Source organism: Glaciimonas sp. OK215 (assembly GCF_057787885.1).
The window spans coordinates 3,313,735-3,326,685 of record NZ_CM173544.1 but is presented as its reverse complement, the minus strand read 5'-3'; the positions used below and the strand labels follow the sequence as shown (position 1 = coordinate 3,326,685).

General features: G+C 58.2%; 10 protein-coding genes and 3 pseudogenes. 10 read left to right on the top strand and 3 right to left on the bottom strand.

Annotated features, from left to right (window positions below):
* The first annotated feature begins 4 nt into the window (after positions 1–4).
* A complete protein-coding gene (locus AC3CHX_RS15155; protein ID WP_488628876.1) occupies positions 5–970 on the top strand; it encodes a hydroxymethylglutaryl-CoA lyase in 966 nt (321 codons plus the stop codon).
* 37 nt (positions 971–1,007) lie between these two features.
* Positions 1,008–2,414, top strand: coding sequence for an MmgE/PrpD family protein (locus AC3CHX_RS15150; protein ID WP_488628875.1), 1,407 nt, complete (start codon positions 1,008–1,010; stop codon positions 2,412–2,414).
* 230 nt (positions 2,415–2,644) lie between these two features.
* On the opposite strand, the gene AC3CHX_RS15145 is transcribed toward AC3CHX_RS15150, so the two are convergent.
* Positions 2,645–3,532, bottom strand: a complete 888-nt coding sequence (locus AC3CHX_RS15145) for a tyrosine-type recombinase/integrase (protein WP_488628874.1) — start codon at positions 3,530–3,532, stop codon at positions 2,645–2,647.
* Between the two features lie 980 nt (positions 3,533–4,512).
* On the opposite strand from AC3CHX_RS15145, the gene AC3CHX_RS15140 reads away from it, so the two are divergent.
* Both AC3CHX_RS15140 and AC3CHX_RS15135 read left to right on the top strand, forming a co-directional pair.
* Positions 4,513–5,907: a CoA transferase gene (locus AC3CHX_RS15140; protein ID WP_488628873.1), complete on the top strand. Its 1,395-nt coding sequence runs from the start codon at positions 4,513–4,515 to the stop codon at positions 5,905–5,907.
* 65 nt (positions 5,908–5,972) lie between these two features.
* Complete coding sequence (locus tag AC3CHX_RS15135; protein ID WP_488628872.1) at positions 5,973–6,242, top strand: hypothetical protein; 270 nt, start codon at positions 5,973–5,975, stop codon at positions 6,240–6,242.
* Between the two features lie 156 nt (positions 6,243–6,398).
* Here AC3CHX_RS15135 and AC3CHX_RS15130 read toward each other — a convergent pair.
* A pseudogene (locus AC3CHX_RS15130) lies at positions 6,399–7,380 on the bottom strand (IS701 family transposase); the annotation flags it as partial.
* Between the two features lie 136 nt (positions 7,381–7,516).
* Here AC3CHX_RS15130 and AC3CHX_RS15125 point away from each other — a divergent pair.
* The 5 genes and pseudogenes from AC3CHX_RS15125 to AC3CHX_RS15105 all read left to right on the top strand — a co-directional run bounded on the left by AC3CHX_RS15125 (position 7,517) and on the right by AC3CHX_RS15105 (position 11,067).
* A complete protein-coding gene (locus AC3CHX_RS15125; RefSeq protein ID WP_488628871.1) occupies positions 7,517–7,885 on the top strand; it encodes a hypothetical protein in 369 nt (122 codons plus the stop codon).
* Positions 7,886–7,896: 11 nt separating this feature from the next.
* A pseudogene (locus AC3CHX_RS15120) lies at positions 7,897–9,146 on the top strand (IS256 family transposase).
* A gap of 457 nt (positions 9,147–9,603) precedes the next feature.
* A pseudogene (locus AC3CHX_RS15115) lies at positions 9,604–9,999 on the top strand (IS481 family transposase); the annotation flags it as partial.
* The gene (locus AC3CHX_RS15110) at positions 9,996–10,841 is read left to right on the top strand and encodes an ExeA family protein (RefSeq protein WP_488628870.1); all 846 of its coding nucleotides are present in this window, start codon (positions 9,996–9,998) and stop codon (positions 10,839–10,841) included. The pseudogene AC3CHX_RS15115 and the gene AC3CHX_RS15110, both read left to right, overlap by 4 nt.
* 19 nt (positions 10,842–10,860) lie before the next feature.
* Entirely contained in the window at positions 10,861–11,067 is a 207-nt protein-coding gene (locus AC3CHX_RS15105; RefSeq protein WP_488628869.1) for a hypothetical protein, read from the top strand.
* Positions 11,068–11,682: 615 nt separating this feature from the next.
* Here the strand turns inward: AC3CHX_RS15105 and AC3CHX_RS15100 are convergent.
* The gene (locus tag AC3CHX_RS15100) at positions 11,683–12,591 is read right to left on the bottom strand and encodes a LysR family transcriptional regulator (protein WP_488628868.1); all 909 of its coding nucleotides are present in this window, start codon (positions 12,589–12,591) and stop codon (positions 11,683–11,685) included.
* On the opposite strand from AC3CHX_RS15100, the gene AC3CHX_RS15095 reads away from it, so the two are divergent.
* Positions 12,522–12,896 carry a CoA transferase gene (locus AC3CHX_RS15095; RefSeq protein WP_488628867.1) on the top strand — a complete coding sequence of 125 codons (375 nt, stop codon included), beginning with the start codon at positions 12,522–12,524 and terminating at the stop codon, positions 12,894–12,896. The genes AC3CHX_RS15100 and AC3CHX_RS15095 overlap by 70 nt on opposite strands.
* Positions 12,897–12,951 lie beyond the last annotated feature (55 nt).

Genomic DNA, 12,951 nt, shown 5'->3' with positions numbered 1-12,951 from the left:
TTATATGTCCGACTTGCCGAAATCAATCAGCATTCATGAAGAAGGCCCTCGCGAAGGTTTCCAGATCGAATCCGGCGCCATACCGACTGCGCGCAAGATCGAATTTATCGAAGCGCTGTCCGAGACGGGCCTCAAGCACATGACGATCGCGTCGTTCGTGAACCCTAAGAAGGTGCCTGGCATGGCCGACGCCGACGAGATCGTCCGTGGCTTTCGCCCGAAGCCCGGCGTCGAGTATCGCGCATTGTGGCTCAACGAACAGGGTTTCGACCGGGCACGCGCGGCCTCCAACGGCAAGCTCACGCTCGAAGCCAAGATCGGAATCTATGCCTCCGAAGCATTTTCCATGCGTAACAACAACCGGAACATGGCCCAGGAATTCGAGTATGCGCGCAGCGTGGTCCGCCGGTACAAGGAGCACGGCATTCCAGTGAATCGCGCTTCAGTCGCCAGCGCGTTTGGGTGCAACTTCCAGGGCGAGGTGCCCATTCCGACATTGCTCGACATCATTCGGCGCATCTTCGAAATTGCGGACGAGAACGCATTGGTGCTGAAGGAGATCTCACTTTCGGACACGATGGCATGGGCCACGCCCCTCTCAATCAAGCGTACCGTCGGGGCCGTTCGCGAGAAGTATCCCGATATGCGGCTCAATCTGCATTTGCACAACACACGCGGCATGGGCATCGCGAACGCGGCAGCTGGGCTCGAAATGGGGGTTACCATGTTTGACGCGTCCGTCGCGGGCCTGGGCGGCTGCCCGTTTGCCAACCACAAGGGGGCGGCAGGCAACGTCTGCACCGAGGACCTCGCGTTCATGTGCGAGGAGATGGGAATCGAGACCGGGTTGGACGTCGAAAAACTAATCGGTTGCGCGCAGCTGGTTGAAGAGATCGTCGGCCATCCTCTTCCCGGATCGGTGATGAAGGGCGGAAGTCTGAAACGTCTGCGCGACGCCCTCAAGCATTGACTGAACGACTCACCGCACGGCTGACTGGAATCAACACATGAGCACCACCAAACCGCCCTTACTGGAAAACGCCACACGCGACCTCGCCCGCTTTGGCGCGGCGCTGCGTTACGAGGACATCCCGCCCGAAGCCGTCGAGCGCATCAAACTGTCCGCTCTCGACAGCCTTGGTTGCTGCCTTTACGGCGCGACATTGCCGTGGACTCGCAAAGTCGCTGCGCTTGCCGATGCGGAGCGTTCGCAAGGCTCGGCATCGTTTATCGGCATGGGCCGCAAGAGCTCGGCGTCGCTCGCGGCCCTGGTTAACGGGACTTCGGGTCATGCGTTTGAGCTCGATGACATCCACAAGGAATCGATCGTTCACGCGGGCTCGATTGCGACACCGGTTGCGCTCGCGCTCGCGGAAGAAAAAGGCGGCGCATCCGGGCGCGAGGTGATAACAGCCATGATCGCAGGTTACGAGATTGGCCACCGCGTCGGCGCGGCGGCGACGATGAGCCTCTTCTTCCGGGGGTTTCACCCGCAGGGCGTGTCCGGCGCTTTCGTCGCCGCAGCGACCGCGGCGCGCATGCTGAATCTCGATGCCGACGCGTTTCAGCACGCGCTCGGCATCGTCGGCTCCCAAGCGGGCGGCCTGATGGCTGCGCAGGAGGGGGCAATGGTCAAGCGCCTTCACAGCGGCCGGGCGGCGCAGAGTGGCGTCTATTCCGCGCGACTCGCCGCGGATGGGTTTACTGGGATCCTTGACGTGCTCGAAGCCGCATATGGCGGATATCTCAGTACGCATTCGGACAAGCCGAATCCTGTGCGGCTGACGCAAGGCCTTGGCACCACATGGGAGACGCTTCAGGTCGGCTATAAACCACACGCGAGCGTCACCAGCATTCACACCGCGCTGGACGGCCTCTCGGCGATCATGCGCGAGAACGGGCTGTCGGCCGAAGATATCTCACGTGTGGAAGCGGGTCTGTCTTCCATGACACACGTACACTGCGCGTGGGAATACAAGGCGCAGGGCGTGACCGCCGCGCAAATGAATCTCTACTACGGCCTGGCGGTGATTGCGGTGGATGGGGCCGCATTTACCACGCAGTACCAGGAAAACCGCTTGCGCGATCCGCGACTTCTTGGCTTCATCGAGCGCGCCAGCGCCTATGTGGATCCAGAGATCGAAAAAATGGGACCCGCATTCCGCCACGCGGCGCGGGTGAAAGTAACAGTGCGGGACGGACGCACGTTCGAGAAATTGCTCCTCGACCGCCGCGGCAGTCCTGAAAATCCACTCTCGCGCGAAGAGGTCGAAGACAAATTTCGACACGTCGTCGCGCCGTGTGTCGAAAGCGCGCGCGCCGAGCGGATCGTCGAAACGCTACGAGGACTCGAAAAAATGGAGTCGATTGCACCGCTGGTCGAGCTGATCGCAGGGCCTGCCACATGCGCGTAATGCGCATCTCTTTAACGACATTGAGGATTCAATGTGTTGGCGCCCACCGAAAACTGTCGGGTAGCTGGAAGCGGTTACTCGCGTCCAGCCCCCTGAGAACCGTGCATGCGTCTTTCGATTCATCAGATGTGGCCGGCCACATCTGATGAAAAATGTGGCGTTGGATGAAATGTGGCGTCCAGCGCGCTTCTCGTCTGGCGTGGGGATGTTGAACGCCACATAAATTTCTGCTACAAGGAATGTAGAAACGCCATCAGATCAGGGTCATTAGCCCATCGCCTTTTAGGCGACTTTTCACAGGTTATCTCCCACTTCGCCAATGCGTGGGCCTTTCCTTCTAGATCGATTTCCGCATAGATATTGGTCGTATCAAGGCTGACGTGGCCGAGCCATGCGCGTACTGTGTTGATATCTACGCCGGCGCGCAGCAAATGAGTTGCGGTCGAATGTCGAATGCTGTGCGGATTAACGCGTTTGGCAGCTAAAGATGATATTTTGGCTTTGACCTTCTCAGCATAACGTTCCACGAGTGTATGGATACCGAAACGTGTTATTGGGTGTCCGCAGCGGTTAATGAACACGGGTTCGTGCTGCGCACGCTGGGCAACCAGAGTTGCAAGTTCTGTAATCGTAGCAGGCCATAGAGGGTACTGGCGTTGCTTACGTCCTTTGCCGATGATACTGACACTGTTGGAATAGAAATCGACATCGTTGATTTTCAGGTGGGCTGCCTCGTCAGCCCGTGCACCAGAATTGTAGAGAAACAGTAGTAGCGCATAGTCACGACGGCCTTGATTTGTGCAGCGTTCTGGACAGGCCAACAACGCGTCGATTTCCTGTATGTCCAAATATGACACAGTCGTTCTTGTGGTTTTTTTGAAGGGAACACGGCGCACTTGCGTGCACCAATCGATATGGTCCGGGCTGTGCTCACCGATGAATCGCGCCAGTGCATGAACGCAAGCGAGTCGTTGATTGCGGGTCGAAATACTACAGCCACGCACAGTTTCAACATGCGATAAAAAATCACGGACTAGCTGAGCTGACACATCGACCACCGCGAGCCGGTCAACCGGCTTGTGCAGCTGATTGGATATGAAGGGAATGAGCTGACGCAACGTATCGCGATAGCCCTGTTGGGTATTCCTGGCGAGGTTTCATTCGTCAATCAGGTATTCAAGAAGGAAACGCCGGACCCAAGATCGAAGAAGATTCGTATTAGACATGGCCATCACCTCCCAAGGCAAAATGTTCAAAACGCAAACTCGCCTCCCAAAGCAACTCTGGAGGCATGGTCAAATAGTGCTACGTGCCTGCGATATGGACATGCCCGAGGTACGTCGCCAACTGGGGCAACAAGCGCTGTACGTCAGCTCCGTCGTGGTACCACGAAACCAGACGCGCCAAAGCGAAGCTGTGCCGACTATGTGACGCGTCGCATAGGCGCCATACCTGCGCGTTAACGATCCTGCAGGCGACCAAAGATCTCCGAAAGGTTTCCCTCTGGCTCGGACACGCCAATATGCAGACGACGGATATGTACACGCGCGCCGATCCGTCTGTGAAGTTGGAAGCGCTTGAATCTGTCATCGCGCCGAAGCTGCGCTCGGGTCGCTTTAAGGCAACGGATCAACTGATTGCCTCGCTCAAAGCTCGCCCTATTATGCGGAGAGAACAATCCCGGAAATAGCGCCAAATCAGGGCTCCTGAACAAGGGGCTCTGCATAACAATACGCTCTGCATTAAACTTGCCGTTTGACTAGTGGGCCCGCGTCCAATAGCGTGCGCAAGCGCACAATGACAGTGGCAAAATGGATGATGAAATCCCTGCGGAACGTAATTGGGAGGAGTTTCCAACAGCGCGCAGACGCAGCTTCCGCGGACATCTCGTTGGGTTGCTGCGTCGCCAGTGGCATGGCGCGATAGTCTTCCCCGGATATATTCGAGAAATTCTGTCTCGACTACATATCCTGGCGGGGCGTTTTTGTCTGGTGCGGATTAAGTTACCATCTTTCAGTCCAACTGCTCGGCAATGAAAGCGCGTAATCAAGCGGCAAACCTTTCCACCCACCAGTCCACTACCATCAAGGAAAAAGATATGACCGCATCGCCCACCATTCCTCAGTCCCTGCAGGAAATCCTGCGCAGCGCAGGACTTCCCGAGTCGAAGGCGGGGGAGGTGGAGTTCACCGGCTCCGACCCTGTGTACCGTACACAGTACAAGGTTGCCACCGGCGGCTCTGCGGCGCTGGGTGCGCTGGCAATTGCCATGGCTGACATTCGCGAAGCTCAGACGGGCAAGCGGCCCGCTATCGCGATCGACGTCACCGGCGCCACCGCCTCACTGCGCAGCAGCAAGTACGTGAGCATAGACGGCAACGTCCCGGCAAGGGACAAGACGATGACCGGCTTTTACCGCACCGCAAACGACCGCTGGAGCTACTTCCACTGCAACCATCCGCCGCATCAGGAAGCCCTGCTCAAGGTGCTGGGGGTACCCGCCGATAAGGCGAAGGTGGCCGAGGCCGCGGCCATGTGGGATGCGTTCGCGTTGGAGGACGCAGTGGACAAGGCGGGCGGCCTAGCTCCCGCGGTTCGCACGCCCGAGGAGTGGCGTGCCCTGCCGAACACACCCTCGCTGGCGGCCGAGCCGCTGGTGGACATCCAGAAGATAGGCGACAGCGCGCCGGTGCTGCTGCCTAACGGCGGAGCGCGTCCGCTGTCCGGTCTCAGGGTGCTCGACCTCACGCGCGTGCTGGCAGGTCCCACCTGCGCGCGCCTGCTTGCCGAGAGCGGGGCAGACGTGCTCAAGATCACCTGCGAAGGCCATCCGGACTCCGCCGCCCTAGAGTTGGACACCGGTTACGGCAAGCGCAACGTAACGCTGGATATTGCCACAGCCGAGGGCAAGACAACGCTCATCGAACTCATGAAGCGCTGCGACGTGTTCAGCCAGGCGTATCGCCCCGACGCGCTGGCCAAGCTGGGCTTCGGGCCCGACCAGGTGAAGGCCATCCGCCCCGGCATCGTCTACGCCAGCCTGAACGCCTTCGGCTACACCGGCACCTGGAGCACGCGCCGCGGCTTCGACACTGTGGTGCAGGCGGCTTCGGGCATGGCTCACACTTCCGGCCGCGGCAAGGAACCCCAGTTCATGCCGGTGTCCGCGCTGGATTACATCAGCGGTTATCTCATGACCTTCGGCGTGCTGGTGGCCCTCAAGCGCCGCCACGATGAAGGCGGCAGCTACGCGGTCAACGTATCGCTGGGCCGCTGCGAGGAGTGGCTCGTTTCCATCGGCCTGCACGACATTACCACAGTCGACACCGGCGCCGAAGAGCTGGCGGAGATCGCGCAGTGGATGATCGAGGTCCAGACCCCGCTGGGTAAGCTGAAGCGGCTGCGTCCCATCATCCGCTATTCGGAGCAGATGATGAACGAGCTCATCGCATGGCCCGACTTTGGCCAACACGGGGACGCCTGGTCATCCTGACAGGATGACCATCGTATATCAGGGAGGCGGCTGACCTGGTCGCAGCATTTTCCGAAGATACAAGCATGCACGCGGAAGGTCCTGCAGTGGCGGCTGCCACTGTGTCGCGCGCAGCCCTGGAAGGTTACACCATGATACTGGCGACAAGCGCGAACATCACGGTTGCGCTATTGATGAAGTTGACTTACGACCCCTTGAAGGATTTTTCGCCGGTGGGCACCTTGGGTCTCAGCCACCAATTCGTCGTGGTGAGTCCCTGCTTGTTAATACGTGCAGGAACTTATCGCCTATGCCAAAGCACACCCGGGAGTGCTCAATTACGGTTCCGCCGGTAACGGCGGTGGCTCACGGCAGTCTACAACCTAGTTCTACTGTGTTATTAAAATCTCATAACTTTGCTTGGCTTTCGCCCACAACATGGGCATTGTCGTAAGCCTTGGGAGATGGCGTGCGCGAGGCGAAAGCGTAATGTGGCGATCGAGTTCGGCATGTGACGCTGCCTCGGCCCTCGTCCCGCGTGCGCGGAAGTCTTCGGGTAGAGTAGATTCCTTGAATCGATCGCCTTTTTTTTTGCTCCTGACAAACGTTCACGCATCAAAAATCCATACGTGGCAATACACAGGCTTGCATGATGATGAAATCCACGCCAGTTGCGTCCTTCATAGTGACCAAGGCCAAATTCTTGTTTGAGCTCCTGGTAATCGCGTTCGATACGCCAACGTGCTTTGATGGACTCCACCAAATCCTCGAATGCCATGTTCTTCGGGTGCGTTGACATCCAATATCGGGTCGGCTCAGCTCAGCTTCGCCTTTAGGCCATCCGATGATGAGCCATTCCTCCGCGCGCGGGAGATCGCGGTGCGCCGCGCGTACCCGTACTCTGGCAAAACGCGAGCGCAGTGGCTCAGAGACGCCTTGGCGCCAAGTGACGGTGCGAAAGCACTGCGGTTTGAGTGCCAAGGCCAATTCCAACACAGAAATGGGTTGATGATTCTCATCGCGCGTGAGACGTGTTTTGGTTTTGCCACGTTTACCAGCGATCGGCGCTGCTACCGGTTGATAGTCACCCCACCAAACGGCCGTGCCGCTACGCGCCCCGAGCGCATAGATGAGGTTCTGCTCACTCAACCAATCGCGCAAGCCGGTGTCGTCGCCATAGGCTGCGTCCCCCAGCACGGTGCAGCGTGGAATTCCTGCTGTCAATGCGGCTTCAATTTGTGCGCGGGCAATCTCGTTTTTGGTGGCAAATGCGATCGTCGAAGGTACGCCCGCTGCCCCGCAACGTTTGGGATCATCAGTCCAGTCACGCGGCAGATACAAACGGTAGCTCAAAGGCAGACTACCTGCCTGTGTTCCCAATGACAGAATGACCGCGACGCGGCAATTGTCGGTCTTGCCCACTTGTCCGCAGTATTGCCGCGCCACGCCAACCGAATGACTCCCTTTCTTCGGAAAACCTGTGTCATCAATGATCCACATCAAGGCGCCGCCATCACGTGTCAACGCGGGCGACCGTAAGGATTCCTGCGTAAATGAGTAACATCCCGGATTCCGCTACATCTGGAACGTCACGCCAATAACGAAGCTTTTCAATCCATCAAAGAAACTCGTGAATGAAGCCATCGCTCGCATGCGTAGCGAACGAGCAGACTATACATTTTTCCTTTTCACTGGTCACGGCTGTCATTATGGCCAGACGGAGCTCTCTTTAAATGACCACGAAAAGCTGCTTGAGTCCGAGTTGAACGGAATTGCAGATCGGCAGCTGAGTATCTTCGACTGCCGCAGGATTGAGCGCCAGGCGCTTCGTAAGGCAATGGAGGAACAGGTTATTGCCTTCGACTCCGTCGACACGACCCGTCAACGATACGAAAGACGGATCATGCAGGCCGCAAAGCAACATACGAAGCTGTATGCGTGCTCTGTGGGGGAGAGTGTCATAAATTTTGTGTATAGGGCATATCATGTCAGCAATTAAAAGGACCATGAATGCCACGCAAGAAAAAGAACGACGGCGCAGTTGACGCCACATTGCCCGAGATCCCATCGGAATTGCTTGACCAGTTCGTTACCGGCCCGATGACGGCCGAGTCGGTCGATGCCGTGATGAGGAAATTCAAAAAGGCCATCATCGAACGAGCGCTGGGCGCTGAAATGACGCATCACCTTGGCTATGCGCCGGGTGCCGACAAACCGGCCGGATCGGCGAACCACCGCAATGGCAGTAGCGGCAAGACAGTCCTGACCGACGAAGGACCGTTGCGCATTGAGGTGCCGCGCGACCGGCACGGCGCTTTCGAGCCGCAGATCGTGGGCAAGCATGAGCGGCGCTTCACCGGCTTCGACGACAAGATCATCGCCTTGTACGCGCGCGGCCTGACGGTGCGCGAAGTGCAGGCGCATTTACAGAAAATGTACGCGGTCGATGTCAGTCCCGACCTGATCAGCAAAGTTACCGATGCGGTCATGGCCGAGGTCACGGCATGGCAGACGCGGCCGCTCGAACCGATGTATCCGGTGGTGTTCTTTGACGCGTTGCGCGTCAAGATACGCGGGTGCGCAACAAGGCGATCTACCTGGCGCTGGGCGTGCTGCCGGACGGCACGCGCGACATCCTGGGGCTGTGGATCGAGAACACGGAGGGGGCGAAGTTCTGGATGAAGGTGTTCACCGACCTCAAGACGCGTGGCCTGGGCGACATCCTGATTGCCGTCACCGATGGCCTGAAGGGCATGCCCGAAGCGCTAGGCGCGGTGTATCCGGCGACGACGCTGCAGACCTGCATCGTTCACCTGATCCGCAACAGTCTGGACTATGCCAGCTGGAAGGACCGTAAGGCCCTTGCGGCGGCAATTAAGCCCATCTACACGGCACCGAGCGCGGACGCGGCAGAGGAGGAGTTGAGCGCCTTTGAGTCGGGGCCGTGGGGACAGAGGTTCCCGACCGTTGTTGCCAGTTGGCGGCGCGCCTGGACCCATGTGATCCCGTTCTTCGCCTTTCCGCCAGAGGTGCGGCGCGTGATCTACACTACCAACGCAATCGAGAGCGTGAATGCGAGGCTACGAAAAATCCTCAAGACTCGCGGCCATTTCCCGACCGACGAGGCGGCAACCAAATTGATCTGGCTGGCGCTTCGCAACATCACCGACGACTGGGGCCGCGCAGCGAATAACTGGAAAACGGCGATGAACCAATTCGCCATCTTATTTGACGATCGATTCACGCGAATGATCGGATAGAATAAGCACCGACTTTACCACCGCGCCGCACGCTCTTGCCCTGCGCATTGGGCGGCGAGCGGCGCCATGGAAAAGTCTCCGAGGCCCCGCACACAAAAAAACTGACACTCCCCTGTGGGGGAGTTTTCTTACGACCGCCCGGAAGGGGCCGTATATCTTACGCACCTTCTCGGTGCAGATTCGTCCATTCCGTTAGGCGCTCAATGTCTTATTGTTGAAGAAGCCCATAGCGCAGCCCGAGCGAAGACCATCGAATATTCCGCCCGGAATGACCAAAAGCAGACTCCTGCAGCAGTTCAGGCAAAACTTCCCCGTGACATGCAGTTGATCCTCTCGATCAAATGAGCGCCGTTCATCAGGATGTGCCCGTGGCCCCTACAGCGCCCTGCGCTGCGGGCACCTCGATTGGCCCAACACCAACCAAACCCCTCCCTAAGCATTACCACTTGAAGGCTGGTGCCCGACGAGCGCTGTCCTCGCTGCCGCCTTCCGCATTGAGGTGATACGTCGCCAGCGACGCTCAGACGGCACCGTCAGCCTGGGTGGCGGGCGTTTCGAGATACCGTCCCGTTATCGCCACTTCGAACGCGTCCACTTGCGCTATGCCCGCTGGGACCTGTCCCGGGTCGATCTGGTCGATCCGCGCACCGGCGCCATCCTGTGCCCGGTCAAGCCGCTCGACAAGTCAGCCAATGCCAGCGGTCAGCGCCGGCGCCTGGCCCCGGTGACGGCCGATTTGTCGCCGCTGCCAGCCAAGGGCCTGCCCGCCTTGATGACCGAACTGCTGGCCGACTACGCCGCCACGGGCGTACCGCCAGCCTATCTGCCCACCAACGACGAGAGCGATGCATGAATCAGAAATTACTCGCCCTCTACGGGCTCAAATGGAATCCCTTCTCGCCGGAGCTGCCGACCGAGGCAATTTACGTACCGACCAAGATCGAGAACTTCTGCTGGCGCATCGAGCATGCGCAAATCCGCGAGGGCGGCTTCGCCATGATCCACGGCGATCCTGGCAGCGGCAAGAGCATCGTCTTGCGCCTGCTTGCCGAACGCCTTAAAAAACTACCCGACATCACCGTCGGCGCCATCAACCACCCGCAGAGCAACTTGGCCGATTTCTATCGCGAACTCGGCGACATCTTTGCGGTGCCGTTGCGGCCAAGCAATCGCTGGGGCGGTTTCAAGGCCTTGCGCGAGCGCTGGCTCAGCCATCTGGAATCGAGTCGCTGCCGGCCGGTCTTGCTGATTGACGAAGCCCAGGAAATGACGCCGCAAGTGCTCTCCGAGTTGCGCCTGCTGGCCAGTGCCCGCTTCGATTCCCAGCCGCTGCTGTGTATCGTCATCGCGGGCGATGCAAGGCTGATTGAGAAACTGCGCCGAGAGGAACTCATTCCTCTTGGCAGCCGCATCCGTACCCGGCTTGCCACCGAGTTCGCCAGCCGCGATGAGCTGCTTGCCTGCCTCGATCACTTGACAGCCGGTGCAGGCAACGCCAGCCTGATGACGCCTCAACTGCGCCATACCCTGTGCGATCACGCCGCCGGCAATTACCGCATCCTGACCACGCTGGCTACCGAATTACTCGCTGCAGCTGCGCAACGCGACCTGCCGGTGCTCTACGAGAAGCTGTATATGGATGTCTTTGCACAACCCACCCAGCCCACACAACGCCGCGTTGCGGCGGGGCGCTGATCATTCACCCTGGAAACTTATGTGCGAAGATCCTTGTTACGAATGCATTCCACTGCGGCAGCTCTCCGACGAGGCAGCCGTCGAAATTCTCAACTTCCTGCAGGTGTTCACGTTGGACTTTGAAACCCGATACGGAGACCAGATTCGGCGCTACTACGATGACCGTTCTCAACACAACATCGTTCAACGGACTCACCGTGCGACGACCGACGATCCGCCATTCTGATCATTGGACCCATCAACGATAAAACGGCGCCACCGGCGCCATTTTATTTGAAATTCAGTGCCACGATGGCCATCGCAAAACGTGAACATCGGACCATCAAATTACGTGATCACACTCACACCTCGCGATGCTTCGTTACTTTGTCCGGTTCGCTCTTGATTCAGAACCGTAGATTCATCCAGTGACATGGATGGTTCCTTCCTGCTGAAGTAGGAACAACTTCTACAAGCGACTTCGTGTCGCACATGCAAAATACAGGTTAGGACGCGCTGTGCGCTGCGCTCGCAAAAACTGCGATCGCGGCGTCTCATTAAGCGGACGCCGCCAATTCGGCTCAAATGGCTGAGTCCGACAAACTGCTAGCGGACGCGAACCTTCAGCACATTCCCTACAAGGTACCGGACGCATGCTGAACGAATTGCTTTCCGGGCAAGAACAGGTCATTCATCACAGGCCTAGCCGCCGCGCCACATGGGAACGCGCAGCGCGGGTACAACATTTTACTGCCGCCAAACACGCCCCAGCCCATCGTAATCCTTGCGGATTCGCGCTGTGCCCTCTGTAGCGAAGGCTTCAGGCGCGACGGCCAATCCCAGCGCACAGCCTGATGCTAGGTCACTTGTGGCGCGAACGCAGCTTTTGCTTTAGAACGTCACGAAGAAAATCGACGAAAGCCTTCACTTTGAGCGAGGAGCGTTGGGATACCGAATAAATGGCACTTACGTCTTGCTCCAGAACCGTGAAGGGCTCAAGAATACTAATGAGCTTTCCCTCGCGCAGCGCCGCTTCTGCGGCATAGTAAGGTACCTGCACGATCCCGAGACCAGCAATCGCGGCCTCGATCAACGCATCGGTATTATTGAGAATCAAGCTCCCGGTCACTGCCAATTCGAGCGGGCCTTCGTCCGCCGTAAACTTCCATTTGCGAGGCCGACCCGTCTGGCGCGAAAAGAAGCACAGGCAATTATGCTGCAATAATTCATCAGGTTGCCCGGGCGTACCTGACGACTGCGCGTATTCGGGCGAGCAGCCCGTAATGAAGCGGGCGACACCTACGCGACGCAAGATGATGTTGGCACCGTCGACACTTCCAACCCGCACCGTGAGGTCCACGCCTTCTTCCATCAGATCAATTAGGTCGTTTCGCAAGGTGATGCGTAAAGTTATACCCGGGTGACTTTTGTAGAAGGATGGCAAAGCAGGCATGATGAGCACGCGACCGAGCGTCGGAGGCAGGTGTAGTCGTAAGGTACCGTGCAAGGATTTGTTCGGCTCCCCTATCGTCTCCATCTCCTGCAGCTCGATCAGGAACTGGCGAAACTTCTGGTAGCACTCCGCCCCCTCATCGGTAACTACCAGGCGGCGCGTGCTGCGTCTCATTAGGCGCAGTCCTAATCGACTTTCCAGACGGCTGACAGCCTTGCCGACCCCGGACGGCGTCATGCCAAGCCGAAGTGCCGCCTGCGCAAAGCTTCCGGCTTCAACAGTCGCGACGAACTCGGCTATACCTCCAAATTTATCCATCTCAGCTCCTCTATTCGAGACATTCTATCTCGAATATCTGTCCTGGCGGGGCATTTTTGTCGGTCGACAATCTGCTTAGAATAGGCAAGGATGCGAGCGGCAAGGAGATATTCCGTCAACTGGTGCGCATGGCGGACGTCGTAATTGAAAATTTCCGTCCGGGAACCATGACCAAACTTGGACTGAACTATCCCGTTCTGAAAGAGATCAACCCCACCCTCACATCGGCGATGAGGGTTCGCGGGAATTCTTCCGCCGCAAACCGCAGCGCAGCTGTCGGGTACTGCGTAACTAGGACCAGATAATGATTTAACTCTGCCCTAGAAATACAGATAGCCGAAGCTTGGCTAGAAGGAGACC

What these genes read in the sequence shown, in the direction of transcription:
- AC3CHX_RS15155 (WP_488628876.1), top strand. Translation starts at nt 5, where the DNA reads ATGTCCGACTTGCCGAAATCAATCAGCATTCATGAAGAAGGCCCTCGC.
- AC3CHX_RS15150 (WP_488628875.1), top strand. Translation starts at nt 1,008, where the DNA reads ATGAGCACCACCAAACCGCCCTTACTGGAAAACGCCACACGCGACCTC.
- AC3CHX_RS15140 (WP_488628873.1), top strand. Translation starts at nt 4,513, where the DNA reads ATGACCGCATCGCCCACCATTCCTCAGTCCCTGCAGGAAATCCTGCGC.
- AC3CHX_RS15135 (WP_488628872.1), top strand. Translation starts at nt 5,973, where the DNA reads ATGCACGCGGAAGGTCCTGCAGTGGCGGCTGCCACTGTGTCGCGCGCA.
- AC3CHX_RS15110 (WP_488628870.1), top strand. Translation starts at nt 9,996, where the DNA reads ATGAATCAGAAATTACTCGCCCTCTACGGGCTCAAATGGAATCCCTTC.
- AC3CHX_RS15105 (WP_488628869.1), top strand. Translation starts at nt 10,861, where the DNA reads ATGTGCGAAGATCCTTGTTACGAATGCATTCCACTGCGGCAGCTCTCC.
- AC3CHX_RS15100 (WP_488628868.1), bottom strand. Translation starts at nt 12,591, where the DNA reads ATGGATAAATTTGGAGGTATAGCCGAGTTCGTCGCGACTGTTGAAGCC.